Raw genomic sequence first — 14493 nt, 5'->3', positions numbered from 1 at the left:
GGAGCCTCCGCATGCCTCTCCTGACCCGCCGCAACCTCTTGAAGGCATCCGCTGTCGCGGGCGCCTATGGTGTCGGCATCGGCGTTGCCGGTAAATTCGGGCTTGCCGAGGCAGCTCCCGAGCCGCAGCTGCTGACGGCGGTGAAAACCGAAGCCATGCTGACCGAGGCGGGACCGACCAGGGATATCATGAGCTGGGGTCATGACGGCATGCCGCCGGTTCTGAGGATGACAAAGGGGCGACCCTATGCGGCGCGGCTGAAAAACGGGCTCGACGAGCCGACGACGATCCACTGGCACGGGCTTCGCATCGAGAATCGCATGGACGGCGTGCCGTTCATGACGCAGCCCTACATCTATACGGGCGACAGCTTCGACTATGCCTTCACGCCGCCCGATGCCGGCACCTTCTGGTATCATCCGCATTGCAACACCCTGACGCAGATGGGGCACGGCATGACCGGCATCATCGTCGTCGAGGATCCGACCGATCCGGAGTTCGATGCCGAGGTGGTGCTGAACCTGCGTGACTGGCGGCTCGGCGGCGACGGGCAATTCATCGCTCCCTTCCGGCCACGCGATGCTGCCAAGACCGGTACCTACGGCACGGTGCGCACCGCCAACTGGCACCAGGAACCGCGATATGATGCGCCGGCCGGCGGGCTGGTGCGGCTGCGCATTGCCGTGACCGACGTGACGCGGATCTTCTCGCTGAAGATTGAAGGCGCCGATGCGACCGTGATTGCGATCGACGGCAATCCGGTGCCGAAGCGTTTTTCCCTCGACCTCCTGCAGATCGGACCGGGTCAACGGCTCGATCTTGCCGTGCGCATGCCGGATGGTGAAGGTGCGGTCGCAACGCTCGAGGATATCCGCGGCACGACGCCGAAGACGATCGCCAGCCTGCGCGCGGTCGGATCATCGCTGAAGCGCGATATCGGCGATCTCGGGCCGCTTGTCGAGAATCCCGTCCCGAAGGCCGATCTAACCGCTGCCGAGCAGATCCCGTTGATACTGAGCGCCACCGCCGAGAATGCCGCAGTCGAGAGCATCTGCGGCACGCTGGGCTACAGTTTCTGGGCAATCAACAAGGTGCCGTGGCCAGGCGATACGCCCGATCCGACGGCGCCGCTTGCGGAATTGAAGCTCGGCAAGAGCTATGTCTTCAATCTGGAGAATACTACGCCGCATGCCCATCCGATTCATCTGCACGGGATGAGCTTCACGGTAGTCTCCTCCTCGACGCGCGAGGTGATGCCGCTGGTGTCCGATACCTATCTCATTCAGCCGGACCAGAAGGTGCAGCTTGCCTTCGTCGCCGACAATCCCGGCGACTGGCTGCTGCATTGCCATATCATCGAGCATCAGAAGACGGGGATGACGAGCTATCTCAGGGTAAGCTGAGACAGCCCGCGCTTTCGCCGCGATTGCAGCTTTGCTTCGCGCCGGCGTTCGCGCCATGCCTCAGTTTAGACGTGATTCTTCGCCAGCAATGCTCGAAGCGTATGCTGTTGTATTGACATATCGAACCGAAAGGAGAAGGAAGGTTTAACCGACCTTTTCCTTGCGAATGAAATGATATGATCGAAACCACCGCCGATTTGGCGGCCGCCTGCAAAGAGCTGGCCAAGTCCGACTTCATCACCATCGACACCGAATTCCTGCGCGAAACGACCTTCTGGCCGGAGCTCTGCCTGATCCAGATGGCAAGCCCGACGACGGAAGTTCTCGTCGATCCGCTGGCCAAGGGCATCGATCTCGCCCCCTTCTTCGAGCTGATGGCCGATCCGAAGGTGCTGAAGGTCTTTCACGCGGCGCGCCAGGACATCGAAATCATCTTCAATCGCGGCAATCTCATTCCGCATCCGATCTTCGACACGCAGGTCGCCGCCATGGTCTGCGGCTTCGGCGACAGCGTCTCCTATGACCAGTTGGTCAGCCGCATCAAGAACGTCCATATCGACAAGTCGTCGCGCTTCACCGACTGGAGCCGCCGGCCGCTCTCGGACAAACAGCTGGATTATGCGCTGGCTGACGTCACCCACCTGCGCGACGTCTACCTGTCGCTGAAGGCGGAACTCGATCGCGAGGGCCGCACCTCCTGGCTCTCCGAGGAAATGGACATTCTCGAGTCGCGCGAAACCTACGACATGCATCCCGACGATGCTTGGCAGCGGCTGAAGATGCGTCTGCGCAAGCCGCAGGAGCTGGCGATCCTGAAATATGTCGCCGCCTGGCGCGAACGCGAGGCGCGGGCTCGCAACGTGCCGCGTTCGCGGGTGCTGAAGGATGATGCGATCTACGAGATCGCCCAGCAGCAGCCGAAGGATACCGAGGCGCTCGGCCGTCTGCGCACCATTCCGAAGGGTTGGGAGCGCTCGACTTCCGGCGCAGCAGTCATCGAGGCCGTCAACACGGCGCTTGCTCTTCCGAAGGCCGATATGCCGCATGTGCCACGCCAGGCGCAGGCGCCCGAAGGGGCCGCTGCTGCCGTCGAATTGTTGAAGGTGCTGCTGAAGCTGATTTCGGAAAAACACGGCGTGGCGCCGAAGGTGATCGCCAACAGCGAGGATCTCGACAGGATTGCCGCCGAGGGCGAGAAGGCCGAAGTCGCTGCCCTGCACGGCTGGCGGCGCGATCTTTTCGGCGAGCCGGCACTCCAGCTGATCCAGGGCGCAATCGCCTTGCGTTTCGTCGACCGGAAAGTCGAAACCGTCAGCCTCTGAGGTTGCTGCCGAATTCCTTAAATCGGACTCGATTTAAGGATAAAATTATGCAGCAATTCAAAGTGCTACAGCGTCCTTAGCGGCTCTCGAAAAGACACGCTAAGGACGCTGTAGTTTCGAATTCGCTTGACGGTTTTTTCCGGCCTGAAACTATGGCGGGAGGTAACATCACGGCGCAGAGGCGGCATGCGGGAAATATCTCCGACGCAGAATTGGATCCTGATCGCGATCGTCCTCGCGGCCAGCGGCGTCATTTATGATCTGATGTTCTACTCCAACCAGACGCCGGTCATTGGCGCGATCTTCGCGCTCTTCATCGGCATGCCGATCATCGCCTTCGAGCGCAAGGTGCTGTTTCGCCGGCTCTACAGGCGCATCCAGAAGCTGCCGACCTTCGCCTTCATCATTACCGAGCTGGTGATCTACGAGATCCTGATGAGCATCGGCTTTGCCTGCGCCGGCCTGCTGCTCTGGTCGTTCGCCATGCTGAAGCCGGCATCGCTCCTCGATCTCGTCATCATGCCGTTCGAGGTCTTCCTCTATGCGTTGGCGGTCTGCGCGCTGCTGATCTTCGTCTTGCGCGTGCGAGAGCTGCTCGGCCGCGAGGTTTTCCTCAGCATGCTCATTAGCCGCTACCGCAACCCGGTTAGGGAAGAGCGTGTCTTCCTGTTCATCGATCTCGTCGATTCGACGGCCTTTGCCGAAAAGCACGGCGACCTCCGGGCGCAGCAGCTGCTGAGCTCGCTGTTTGCGACCTTTGCCGAGCCCGTCAGGCGCCACAAAGGCATGATCAACGACTATGTCGGCGATGCGGCGATCATCACCTGGCCGCTCGCCCGCGGTGTCAAGGATGCGCGTTGCGTGCGCTGCATCTTCGATATCCTTGCCGATATCGAAGCCAATGCCGCCGGCTGGCGGAAAAATTATGGGCAGGTGCCGAAGCTCCGCGCCGCCCTTCATGGCGGCGAAATCATCACCGCCGAAATCGGCGTCGACCATCACAAGATCAGCTATTTCGGCGACACGGTGAACACCACTGCCCGGCTGGAGACGCTCTGCCGCAGCCTGAACCGGCCGGTGCTGATCTCCACTGAGCTTGCCCGGCGCATGAACTTTCCCGACGCCATCAGTTGCGAGGATCTCGGCACTCACGCCGTGAAGGGGCGCGGCCAGGCGCTCGGCGTCATGGCGCTTTCCTCGCGCGCGGTCACCGTGTTGAACACGCCGGCGGTCATTCTGCACGGCTGAGCAAGGGTTCTGCCGCATCGGCCCGAAAATCGAAATCGATTTTCGGAAAGCACGATGCGAGAAATGAAAGTGTTACAGCGTCCTTTGCGCGTGTGAGGAGACGCGCGGCGCTGTAAGTACGTCACCAAAGCTTCACCCAACCGTCAATTCGCTGACATTAAAGCCCTGCTAAGCGGAAGGCCTTTGCAATCCGTTCCACGGGGATATTATGAAGAACGTCCTTTTTGCTTCCGTATCGCTTTTCATCCTGGTCGCCGGCTCCGCTTCGGCCGACCAGCAGCAGTTCCCGGCCAAGCTCGCCGGCCAGGCGATCCTGCCTGCCAACACCATGGTTCTGGCACCGGCCGATGCCCCCGAATTCCTCAAGCATGCCGGCAAGTTTACGACGCCTGACCGCAAGCGCACCGAAGCGCTCAGCACCGTTCCCGGTAAGGACGGCGCCCGTGTCACCGATCTGAAGCTTCCCTTCGACGGCCAACCGATCCAGGGTTTCTCGGGCGTCAAGACGATGGCCGACGGCACCTTCTGGACGCTCTCCGACAACGGCTTCGGCGCGAAGTCCAACTCGTCGGACTCCATGCTTTTCCTGCACCAGATGAAGTTCGACTGGGCCAGCAACAAGGCTGAAGTCGTCAAGAACCTCTTCCTCTCCGATCCCAACAAGATCGCTCCGTTCCCGATCGTGCTTGAAGGTACTGACACGCGCTATCTCACCGGTGCCGACTTCGACATCGAATCGATCCAGCCGGTTGCCGACGGCTTCTGGCTCGGCGACGAATTCGGTCCCTACATCCTGAAGTTCGACACCGCTGGCCGCCTCACCGACGTCATTCCGACGACGCTCGACGGCAAGCCGGTGCTTTCGCCCGACAATCCGCTTCTCTCGGTTCCAGCCAACCCGACCGCCAAGATGCCGGTCTTCAACCTGAAGCGCTCCGGCGGCTTCGAAGGCCTCGCCATGTCGAAGGACGGCGCCAAGCTCTACGGCCTGCTCGAAGGCGCCATCTACAAGGATGACGGCACTGTGGAGACCATCGATGGGCACACCGCCATCCGCGTCATCGAATTCGATGTCGCCTCCAAGAAGTGGACCGGCCGCAGCTGGCTTTATCCGTTCGAAGACAAGGGGGTATCGATCGGCGACTTCAACATGCTCGACGACACCACCGCTCTCGTCATCGAGCGCGATAACGGCGCCGGCACGACGGACAAGGCCTGCGCCGATCCGAAGCAGCCGAAGCCGGATTGCTTCGAAGCTCCGGCCGTGCTGAAACGCGTCTACAAGATCGAGTTCAACGATGCCGATGTCGGCAAGGCGGTCCGCAAGATCGGCTATATCGACCTCCTGAACATCCAGGACCCCGACAACAAGAAGAAGGCCGGCAGCAAGGACGGCGTCTACGACATGCCGTTCGTGACAATCGAAAACGTCGACCGCGTCGACGCCACGCACATCATCATCGGCAACGACAACAACCTGCCCTTCTCGGCCGGCCGCGCCGTCGACAAGGCTGACAATAACGAGTTCAGCCTGCTCGAAGTCGGCGAGTTCCTGAACGCGAAGTAATTCGGCGTTCTGGTGTGAAATACAGAGGGTGGCGCGAAGGCGCCGCCCTTTTTGTTTTTGGCTGCTTAGGTTGCGTTCCTGACGACGTGCCGTGGCACAGACCTATTCAAACCGAAACGCCAACCGCTTGTTTGTCAGCCTCGACAGCTGCTGCAGGCGGCCGTCAAGGCGCTCGCCGGCGAAATCGCGATATTCGGGAGGCACGACGAATTCGAGGTCGAGGTCCGGGCTCGACGATTTGCGGAAGGTCAGGTTCTTGACGATGCCGGGCATCGAGGCAGAGAAGAGGTAGACGACGCGCAGCATGCCGCCGAGCAGCTTGGCGCGCTCAATGAGCTGGGGCGTGGCAATCTGCGCCAGCGGACCGGTGGCGCCGTCGTCATGCAGGCCTTCGAAACGGTAATAGTTGGAAAGCGCGATAAAGGCGCGGCCGGGATGACTGATGCCAACGAAGGAAGAGTGGGCGATGACGTTCAGCGCCTGCAGGCCGCGATAGTCAGGATGGGCGCGCCAGCTGATATCGGCAAGCAGACAGGCGGCCTGGCGGTAGCGGCTTTCCTCTTCAGTTTCCTGGATGCCGAAAAGGGGCATCATGCGGCCGGTCCATTCCGCTAGCTCGCGGGCATGCTCCGGCGAACGGGCACGCAGAATTGCCAGTTCTCCGGCGGCGGCAAGCAGCGGATCGGCGCGGCGCTCGGCCTCCGACAGCAGCGAATAGAGATATCCCTCGCGCACACCCTGCGCCGAGAAGGAAATTAGCGACGGCTTCATCGCACTCAGAACTTCCTTCATGGCGACGGCGCCGAACGGCAGCAGCGAACGGCGGTGCTTGGAAACGGCCTGCAGTGCCGGCTCCCTGGAGTCGCGCGCGGTCACCACCTGGTCGAGGAACTGCATCATTCCTTCGAACGACACCTCATAGCCCTGCATCATGTGCAGCGGATAGTGGGTGATTTCCATGTGCAGCTTGGCGATGTTTCGCCAGGTGCCGCCGACGGCGTAGAAGGTGCGCCCCTCGCCTTTCGACAGCAGCTTTGCCGTCTTCAACTGCTTGCGGGCAAAGGTCTGGGCCTTGGAGAGCGATCCGCCGGCATATTCCGACAGGCGCAGGCCGCCGAGCGGCAGCGTGATGCCCTTGCCGAACTCCTTGCCCTTAATATCGATCAGTTCCAGCGAGCCGCCACCAAGGTCGCCCGCAATGCCGTCAGGATTGTAGAAACCGCTGATGATGCCGAGCGAGGCGAATTTCGCCTCCTCCTCACCCGAGAGTACGCGGACCTTGCGTTTAAGGATGGTTTCCGCCTGATGGATGAAATCAGGACCGTTGCTCGCCTCGCGCGCAGCCGCCGTCGCCAGCACATACATGGTGGCAGCGCGGGCCTGGTCTGACAGAGCCTTGAAACGGTGCAGCGCCGCCAGAGCCCGCGCGACGCTCTCTTCGTCCATCTTGCCGGTAAGAGCGACGCCCTTGCCGAGGCCGCAGAGGACCTTTTCGTTGAACAGGACGGTTGGCGAACGGGACATGCCTTCGTAGACGACAAGACGAATCGAATTCGATCCAATATCGACGACGGAGACCGGGGCGATCCCCGGAAGGCGCCCCTGGGCTTCAGATTCAACCATTTAGGTCCAGTTTTACTTGTTGTTGCGGCCTTCGAGCAGGCCGGCGATCAGCTTCGGCGCACTGGACTTCAGAGCTTCACCACGGCCCGACAGGCTCGGATTGGTCATGAAATACTGCTGCGCATTGAACGGTTCTTCGCCCCTGCGCACTTCCATGCGTCGCGACGTACCGTCGGGCAATATCTCGTAGCTTTGTTGATTGTCAATCACGTTGCCGAGCATAATCTGTGACAAGACCTGCTCGTGAACAGTCGGATTCGTCAGCGGAACCATGGTTTCGACACGGCGATCGAGGTTTCTCGGCATCATGTCGGCCGAGCCGATGTAAACCAGCGCCTTGTCGGACGGCAGGCCGTAGCCGTTGCCGAAGCAGAAGATGCGGCTGTGCTCGAGGAATCGGCCGACGATCGACTTGACGCGGATCTTTTCCGAAAGGCCGGGCACCTGCGGACGCAGGCAGCAGATGCCGCGTACGACGAGGTCGATCTCGACGCCGGCATGGCTGGCGCGATAGAGGGCGTCGATGATGTCGGGGTCGACAAGCGAATTCATCTTCATCCAGATCGCGGCCCGAGCGCCGTTCCTGGCATGCTGAATCTCTTCCTCGATGTGGCGCAGGATGCGCGGGCGCATCGTATAGGGCGAGATCGCGAGCTGCATGCCCTGCTCCGGTTCGCCGTAGCCGGTGATGAAGTTGAAGATGTTCGCCATGTCGTGGGCGATAACGGGATTGCAGGTGAAATAGGACAGGTCTGTATAGATCTTCGCGGTGATCGGGTGGTAGTTGCCCGTTCCGAGGTGGCAATAGGTTCGCAGCTTGCCTTCCTCGCGCCGAACGACCATCGACATCTTGGCGTGGGTCTTGAGCTCGATGAAGCCGAAGACGACCTGCACGCCGGCGCGCTCGAGATCGCGCGCCCAGCGGATGTTCGCCTCTTCGTCGAAGCGGGCCTTGAGCTCGACCAGCGCCGTCACCGACTTGCCGGCTTCGGCGGCGTCGATCAGCGCGCGGACGATCGGGCTGTCATTGGAGGTCCGGTAGAGCGTCTGCTTTATCGCCAGGACGTCAGGATCGCGCGCAGCCTGGAGAAGAAACTGGACCACGACGTCGAAAGATTCGTAGGGGTGATGGACGACCATGTCCTTTTCGCGGATGGCGGCGAAGCAGTCGCCGGCATGTTCGCGGACGCGCTCGGGAAATCGCGCATTGTAGGGGGCAAACCTGAGATCTTCGCGCGGCGCCTTGGTGATCTCGGACAGGGTGTTCAACGCCAGAAGGCCCGGCAGAACGGCGACGCGATTATCAGGGATATTGAGCGCCTGGACGACGAACTGACGCAGCGAGGCCGGCATTTCCGAGTCGGTCTCGATGCGGATGACCTTACCGCGGCGGCGGCGTTTCAGCGCCGTTTCGAAGAAGCGGACGAGATCCTCGGCCTCTTCCTCGACTTCGATATCGCTGTCGCGGATGACGCGGAACGTACCGGAGCCCTGCACCTCGTAACCCGGGTAAAGCCGGTGGATGAAGATGTTGGCGACATCTTCCAGCGTGATGTAGCGGATCGTGTTTCCATCATCCGGCAGACGGACGAAGCGGTCGAGCGCCACCGGCAGGCGCAGCAGCGCCGTCATCGGCTCACGGCCATTCTTGCTGACGAGCTGCAGACCGATCGAGAAGCCCAGATTTGGAATGAAGGGAAACGGGTGGGCGGGATCGATCGACAGCGGCGTCAGGACCGGGAAGATCGCCTGTTCGAATTCGGCGGCCAGCCACTGGCGGTCGGCATCGCTCAAGGCGCCGGGGCGCACGATCAGGATGTCTTCCTTGGCGAGATATTGTTGCAGGACGGCCAGCGAGGCCTGCTGCTCCATCTGCAGATGGTCGATCTCCTGCAGGATCGAATCGAGCTGCTCGGCCGGCGTCTTGCCGTCGGGACTGCGGATGGCGATGTTCTGGCGTACCTGGCCCTCGAGGCCGGCGACACGCACCATGAAGAATTCGTCGAGGTTGGCGGCCGAGATCGACAGGAAGCGAACGCGCTCAAGCAACGGATGCTCGGTGTTCAAAGTTTCTTCCAGGACACGGCGGTTGAACTGCAGCCAGGAGAATTCTCGGTTGATGAAGCGCTCGGGGCTCTTGAGCAGCTCTTCCAGCGGGGGGGTGTTGTCGTTAATTTCCGGAGTGAGTTCCTGATGTTCTGCGACTGCGCTGTCCATGGTCCACTTACCCCGTTTTCAATCGCCAAAGGCAACTATATCAGTTTGACGACGGAACTGTGACAGTCAATCGGCCGGTTCCGAATTTCCCAATTCATTCAATACTTCGGCAGCAAGAGACCGGGTGATTTTGGTGCCTCGCGACAGGGCCAGCCGGTCAAGCCTTTCGACGATCGTCTGGGCCGCGTTCAGCGACCGCTCCATCCGGTTCACGATATAGAGCACGAGTTTGTCATCTATATAAAGCTGCCGGTCGGCGAAGAGCTTGACGATCACCTGCGACAACAGCGCCTCATCGGGTTCGCCGATCTCGACGACGGTTGCCGCTTTCAGGCGCGAGCGCAGATCGGGCAGCAGAACTGGCCACGACATCGGCCAGAGGCGGCTGGTAATCAACAGGCTGGTGCCGTTTTCGCGCACGCTGTTGATGACATGGAAGAGCGCGTTGTCGTCGAAGCCGAGGCGGTCGGCGTCCTCGAACAGCACCGGGCCGGCGGCGGCGGCAACCGCGGCGTCCGAGCCAAGCTCGGGATGGATGTCGACGGCGCCGCTCAATTCCCGCCAGATGCGGGCGAGATGTGATTTTCCCGAGCCGACGGGGCCGGCGAGCACGACGACCGGTGATGGCCATGCCGGCCAGGCATCGACGATCGAAACGGCGGCGGCAAGACGCTCCGAGATCAGGAGGTCGTCGCGCCCGCTTGCGGCATCGTGCGAAAAGACCAGCGGCAGCTGCTCTCCGGCTTTGCGCTTCGGATCAGCGTTCTTCACGTCATTCATTGGGAACTGATTTCGTCTTCCGGGCGCGGCCACTGAGCGACCCGCCAAAATAAAGATCGCTCTGAAGGTAGCGTGAAAGCGCGAAACGAACAAGGACGCCGACGGCGGCGGCGGCGGGCACGGCGACCAGAAGCCCTACGAAACCGAAGAGCGCGCCGAAGGCAAAAAGCGCAAACATCAGCCAGACCGGATGCAGGCCGACGCTGGAGCCGACGAGCTTCGGCTGCAGAATGTTGCCTTCCAGGAACTGGCCACTGAAGAAGACGACGAGCACCAGGCCGATCCAGGGATAATCGGGCCAGAATTGCACAAGCGCCACGCCGATGGCGAGCACGAGGCCAACCATCGAGCCGACATAGGGAATGAAACTGATCATGCCGGCGAAGAGGCCGATCAGCAGGCCGAAATTCAGCCCGACGAGAGAAAGGCCGACGGCATAATAGATGCCGAGGATGAGGCAGAGCGAGCCCTGGCCGCGGATGAAACCGGCGATCGCCTGGTCGATCTCCTTGGCGATCTGGCGGACATCGCCGACATAATCGCGCGGGATCCACTGGTCGACCTTGGCAACCATACGGTCCCAATCGAGCAGGATATAGAAGGCGACGACGGGGGTGACCACGAGCAGCGATATGACGTCGACGATCGCCTTGCCGGAATTCCAGATCTGCGCGAAGAGCCCGGTGAGGAAGCCCATGCCCTCCGACAGGATGCCGGAGAGATTGTCCTTGATCGTGCCCATCTGGTTCTCGACCCAGTCCGGCAGCAGCGAATTCTGCGCCTGCGTGATGAACTGCTGTAATTGGCTGATATAACCCGGCAGACGCTGAGCGAAATCGTTGAACTGGCTGATGAGCACCGGAATGAGGATCATCAGCGCCAGCGTGAAGACGATGACGAAGGCGACGAGAATGCCGATGGTCGCCATCATGCGGCTCAGACCCAGGCGTTCAAGCCGGTCAGCCACCGGATCAAGGAAATAGGCAATCGCCATGCCTGCGATGAAGGGCAGCAGGATCGAGCTGAAGACATAGAGAAAGACGATGAAGAAGACGAGCACTACCAGCCAGAAGAAAATCTGACGCTTGAGACTGTTGCCGCTGACATGCTGTGGCATCGCTTCCCCGCTGATCACTCGCCGCCGCCAAACGCCGTATCCGAACCGGAGCGGCCATTCAGCACATAGGATGCAGGCGCAAAGATGGTCAACCCTGTCGTGCTAAATCCCCGAAAGGCTGGAGGAAGACGCGGGAAATTGGGGGCTTTTGCCATGCAACGCTTGCATAAACGCCCCTGTCATGCAATTGCGACCGGCAGATGACGCGGCACGTTTGCCGCCTGAAATAGCCATCGGAGACCAGCATGAGCCAGTCTGGGAAAAACGGCCTGACATATAGCGATGCGGGCGTCGATATCGATGCCGGAAACCTCCTCGTCGAGAAGATCAAGCCGGCGGTGCGCTCGACGCGCCGTCCCGGCGCCGACGGCGAGATCGGCGGCTTCGGCGGGCTCTTCGACCTCAAGGCCGCAGGCTTTACCGATCCGGTTCTCGTCGCCGCCAATGACGGCGTCGGGACCAAGCTGAAGATCGCGATCGATGCCGACTATCACGACACCGTCGGCATCGACCTGGTCGCCATGTGCGTCAACGATCTCGTGGTGCAGGGCGCCGAGCCGCTGTTCTTCCTCGATTATTTCGCGACCGGCAAGCTCGACCCCGACCAGGGCGCGGCCATCGTCGGCGGCATTGCCGCCGGCTGCCGCGAGGCCGGCTGCGCGCTGATCGGCGGCGAAACGGCCGAGATGCCCGGTATGTATTCCTCCGGCGACTACGACCTCGCCGGCTTTGCCGTGGGTGCTGCCGAACGCGGCAAGCTCCTGCCATCAGGCGATATTGCCCAGGGCGATGTGATCCTCGGCCTTGCCTCCTCCGGCGTCCATTCCAACGGCTTTTCGCTGGTGCGCAAGATCGTCGAACTGTCCGGCCTCGACTGGAGCGCAGCCGCACCGTTTGCCGAAGGCCGGCTGCTCGGCGAAGCCCTGCTCGAGCCGACCCGCATCTATGTGAAGCCGCTTCTAAAAGCGATCCGCGAGACCGGCGCCATCAAGGCGCTGGCGCACATCACTGGCGGCGGCTTTCCGGAAAATATTCCGCGCGTCCTGCCGAAGCACTTGGCGGCGGAGATCGATCTTGACGCCGTCAAGGTTCCGCCGGTGTTTTCGTGGCTCGCCAAGACGGGCGGCGTGGAATCCAGAGAAATGCTGCGCACCTTCAACTGCGGTGTCGGCATGATCGCCGTCGTCGCCGGTGAGAACGTCGCGGCCGTTTCCGCGGCACTCGAAACTGAGGGCGAGACTGTCATCACGCTCGGCCGCATGATCGCCCGCGACGAAGGCGCTGCCGGCACGGTCTACAAGGGTACGCTTGCCATATGAGCTCACCGCGCAAACGCGCCGTCGTCTTCATATCAGGCAGCGGCTCCAACATGATGGCGCTGGTTGCGGCGGCGAAGGCAGCCGACTATCCGGCCGAGATCGTCGGGGTGATCTCCGACAAGGCGGATGCCGGCGGGCTTGCCAAGGCTGATGCCGAAGGCATTTCCACCTTCGCTTTTCCCCGCAAGGACTACGCCAGCAAGGATGCGCATGAGGCGGCGATTTTTTCGGCGCTCGACGAGCTTAAACCCGATATTCTCTGCCTGGCAGGCTACATGCGGCTGCTGACGGCGACATTCATCCAGCGTTACCAAGGCCGAATGCTCAACATCCACCCTTCCCTGCTGCCCTTATTTCCGGGCCTGCATACGCATCAGCGAGCGATCGACGCCGGCATGCGGATCGCCGGCTGCACGGTGCATTTCGTCACCGAAGGCATGGATGAGGGGCCGGTGATCGGCCAGGCGGCTGTGCCGGTTCTCTTGGGCGATACGGCCGAAAGCCTTGCCGCGCGTGTGCTCACCATCGAACACCAGATCTATCCGCAGGCCTTGCGGCTGTTTGCCGAAGGTCGAGTGGCGATGGAAGGCGGCAAAGCCGTCGGCGCGGAGGCCGCGACCGCCGCTCCCAAGGCTCAACTGATTTCGCTCATCGGCGACCGCGCTTAAGCCGCCAAAGCCCGCAAGGGATGTAGCGTGCCGTCGCTGTAGACGAAGCGGCCGGCGCGGAAGGTGGCGCGGATGCGATTGATATCGCCCGGCTCGACCACGACGAGATCGGCGCGCCGGCCGACGGCGATCTCGCCGCGATCCGACAGTCCGGCGGAACGGGCCGCATTGCCAGTCGCCATGGCAACGGCTGCCGGCAGGCCGCCTTCCACCATGTCGGCAAGCTTGAAGATGCCGGGCACGAAGGCAGCCGGATGGTAATCAGCGGCGATGACGCTGAGCAGCCCGGCCTTGGCGGCGTCGAGCGCGCTGAGATTGCCCGACATCGACTGGCCGCGCAGCGCGTTCGGCGCACCCATCAGCGTCCAGAGACCGCGGCGGCGCGCCTCTTCCGCTGCAACTGCTGTGACCGGAAACTCGCTAATGGTGACGCCGAGATCATGCATCTCGGCGACTTTTTCGACGCTGTCATCGTCATGCGAGGCAAGCGACAACTTGTGCTTCAGCGACAGCGCGACGATTTCCCTCAGTTTGGCCTCGATGTCCGGATTGTTGCGCATAGCGATGCGCTTGGCGACGATCTCCGCCGCCATTTCCTCGGAGACGGCGCGGCGCTCAGAAATGCTGAGGATGTAGCTCTGCAGGTTGTTGTACTGGCCCTGGCCCGGCGTGTGGTCGGTCAGGGAGACCATGTCGATCTGGTCGGCATTCAGCAGGCGCTCAAGTGCGGGAGCTGCCCCGACATTGGTGATTTCGTAACGGGCGTGAACGCGGTGATCGATCAGCAGATCATCCCGCAAGCGATTGATGCCCTCGATCACTGCGGAGGTGGTCTCCAGCGAACGGACATGGCCGTAGACGCTCTCGGTCGCAAAGGAGACGGCGGCGAACGCCGTCGTGACACCGGCGGCGGCAAGCTTCTTGTCGAGTTCGTGGATGCCGAAATCGATCGGCATCGTCGCGTTTGGCCGTGGGGCGATCTCGCGCTCTATCATGTCGCCGTGCAGATCGACGAATCCGGGCATCAGCAGCCGCCCGCCGCCATCGATGGCAGCACCGGCGACCGGCTCCGGCCTGATCTCGGCGATGGCGCCATCCTCAACACGCACGGAACCTTCACTCACCACCTCGTTTGGGAGAACGAGGGTGAAATTGCTGAGCCACATGGGCTTTCTCCTGACCGCATCCAATGATTGACAAACCGCAGCGGATAGAACCGCTTCGTGACA

General features: G+C 61.7%; 11 protein-coding genes. 6 read left to right on the top strand and 5 right to left on the bottom strand.

From position 1 onward, the window contains the following. Positions 1 to 11 precede the first annotated feature (11 nt). The 4 genes from U5G49_RS06455 (at position 12) to U5G49_RS06440 (ending at position 5540) form a co-directional block, all read left to right on the top strand. On the top strand, positions 12 to 1403 hold the full coding sequence (locus U5G49_RS06455) for a multicopper oxidase family protein (protein WP_193446101.1): 1392 nt from the start codon (positions 12 to 14) through the stop codon (positions 1401 to 1403). A gap of 176 nt (positions 1404 to 1579) precedes the next feature. After that, entirely contained in the window at positions 1580 to 2725 is a 1146-nt protein-coding gene (gene rnd, locus U5G49_RS06450; RefSeq protein ID WP_018241497.1) for a ribonuclease D, read from the top strand. A gap of 186 nt (positions 2726 to 2911) precedes the next feature. Beyond that, positions 2912 to 3973: an adenylate/guanylate cyclase domain-containing protein gene (locus U5G49_RS06445; RefSeq protein WP_193446100.1), complete on the top strand. Its 1062-nt coding sequence runs from the start codon at positions 2912 to 2914 to the stop codon at positions 3971 to 3973. Positions 3974 to 4181: 208 nt separating this feature from the next. Beyond that, complete coding sequence (locus U5G49_RS06440) at positions 4182 to 5540, top strand: esterase-like activity of phytase family protein (protein WP_193446099.1); 1359 nt, start codon at positions 4182 to 4184, stop codon at positions 5538 to 5540. A gap of 102 nt (positions 5541 to 5642) precedes the next feature. Here the strand turns inward: U5G49_RS06440 and ppx are convergent, their stop codons facing one another. From ppx to U5G49_RS06420, 4 genes are all read right to left on the bottom strand, one after another. Beyond that, on the bottom strand, positions 5643 to 7163 hold the full coding sequence (gene ppx, locus U5G49_RS06435; protein ID WP_130716105.1) for an exopolyphosphatase: 1521 nt from the start codon (positions 7161 to 7163) through the stop codon (positions 5643 to 5645). Positions 7164 to 7175: 12 nt separating this feature from the next. Continuing rightward, positions 7176 to 9338, bottom strand: coding sequence for an RNA degradosome polyphosphate kinase (locus U5G49_RS06430; protein WP_407693059.1), 2163 nt, complete (start codon positions 9336 to 9338; stop codon positions 7176 to 7178). Between the two features lie 108 nt (positions 9339 to 9446). Then, a complete protein-coding gene (hdaA, locus tag U5G49_RS06425; RefSeq protein ID WP_018241492.1) occupies positions 9447 to 10160 on the bottom strand; it encodes a DnaA regulatory inactivator HdaA in 714 nt (237 codons plus the stop codon). Continuing rightward, entirely contained in the window at positions 10153 to 11277 is a 1125-nt protein-coding gene (locus tag U5G49_RS06420) for an AI-2E family transporter (protein WP_018241491.1), read from the bottom strand. The genes hdaA and U5G49_RS06420 overlap by 8 nt, the downstream gene beginning before the upstream one ends. 245 nt (positions 11278 to 11522) lie before the next feature. Here U5G49_RS06420 and purM point away from each other — a divergent pair, with 245 nt between their 5' ends. Then, on the top strand, positions 11523 to 12596 hold the full coding sequence (gene purM / locus U5G49_RS06415) for a phosphoribosylformylglycinamidine cyclo-ligase (protein WP_193446097.1): 1074 nt from the start codon (positions 11523 to 11525) through the stop codon (positions 12594 to 12596). Further along, complete coding sequence (gene purN, locus U5G49_RS06410) at positions 12593 to 13264, top strand: phosphoribosylglycinamide formyltransferase (protein WP_018241489.1); 672 nt, start codon at positions 12593 to 12595, stop codon at positions 13262 to 13264. The genes purM and purN overlap by 4 nt, the downstream gene beginning before the upstream one ends. On the opposite strand, the gene U5G49_RS06405 is transcribed toward purN, so the two are convergent. Continuing rightward, positions 13261 to 14430, bottom strand: a complete 1170-nt coding sequence (locus U5G49_RS06405; RefSeq protein WP_193446096.1) for an alpha-D-ribose 1-methylphosphonate 5-triphosphate diphosphatase — start codon at positions 14428 to 14430, stop codon at positions 13261 to 13263. The two genes, purN and U5G49_RS06405, sit on opposite strands and share 4 nt — an antisense overlap. Between the last annotated feature and the right edge of the window lie 63 nt (positions 14431 to 14493).

It is taken from the genome of Rhizobium indigoferae, from assembly GCF_034554815.1.
In the GTDB taxonomy this organism is placed as follows: Bacteria; Pseudomonadota; Alphaproteobacteria; order Rhizobiales; family Rhizobiaceae; genus Rhizobium; species Rhizobium leguminosarum.
The sequence above is the reverse complement of the archived record's forward strand: the minus strand, read 5'-3'. Positions and strand labels throughout refer to the sequence as shown.

Coding starts and splice junctions, on each gene's coding strand:
- U5G49_RS06440 (WP_193446099.1), top strand. CDS start 4,182: ATGAAGAACGTCCTTTTTGCTTCCGTATCGCTTTTCATCCTGGTCGCC.
- U5G49_RS06455 (WP_193446101.1), top strand. CDS start 12: ATGCCTCTCCTGACCCGCCGCAACCTCTTGAAGGCATCCGCTGTCGCG.
- purN (WP_018241489.1), top strand. CDS start 12,593: ATGAGCTCACCGCGCAAACGCGCCGTCGTCTTCATATCAGGCAGCGGC.
- rnd (WP_018241497.1), top strand. CDS start 1,580: ATGATCGAAACCACCGCCGATTTGGCGGCCGCCTGCAAAGAGCTGGCC.
- ppx (WP_130716105.1), bottom strand. CDS start 7,163: ATGGTTGAATCTGAAGCCCAGGGGCGCCTTCCGGGGATCGCCCCGGTC.
- purM (WP_193446097.1), top strand. CDS start 11,523: ATGAGCCAGTCTGGGAAAAACGGCCTGACATATAGCGATGCGGGCGTC.
- U5G49_RS06445 (WP_193446100.1), top strand. CDS start 2,912: ATGCGGGAAATATCTCCGACGCAGAATTGGATCCTGATCGCGATCGTC.
- U5G49_RS06420 (WP_018241491.1), bottom strand. CDS start 11,277: ATGCCACAGCATGTCAGCGGCAACAGTCTCAAGCGTCAGATTTTCTTC.
- hdaA (WP_018241492.1), bottom strand. CDS start 10,160: ATGAATGACGTGAAGAACGCTGATCCGAAGCGCAAAGCCGGAGAGCAG.
- U5G49_RS06405 (WP_193446096.1), bottom strand. CDS start 14,430: ATGTGGCTCAGCAATTTCACCCTCGTTCTCCCAAACGAGGTGGTGAGT.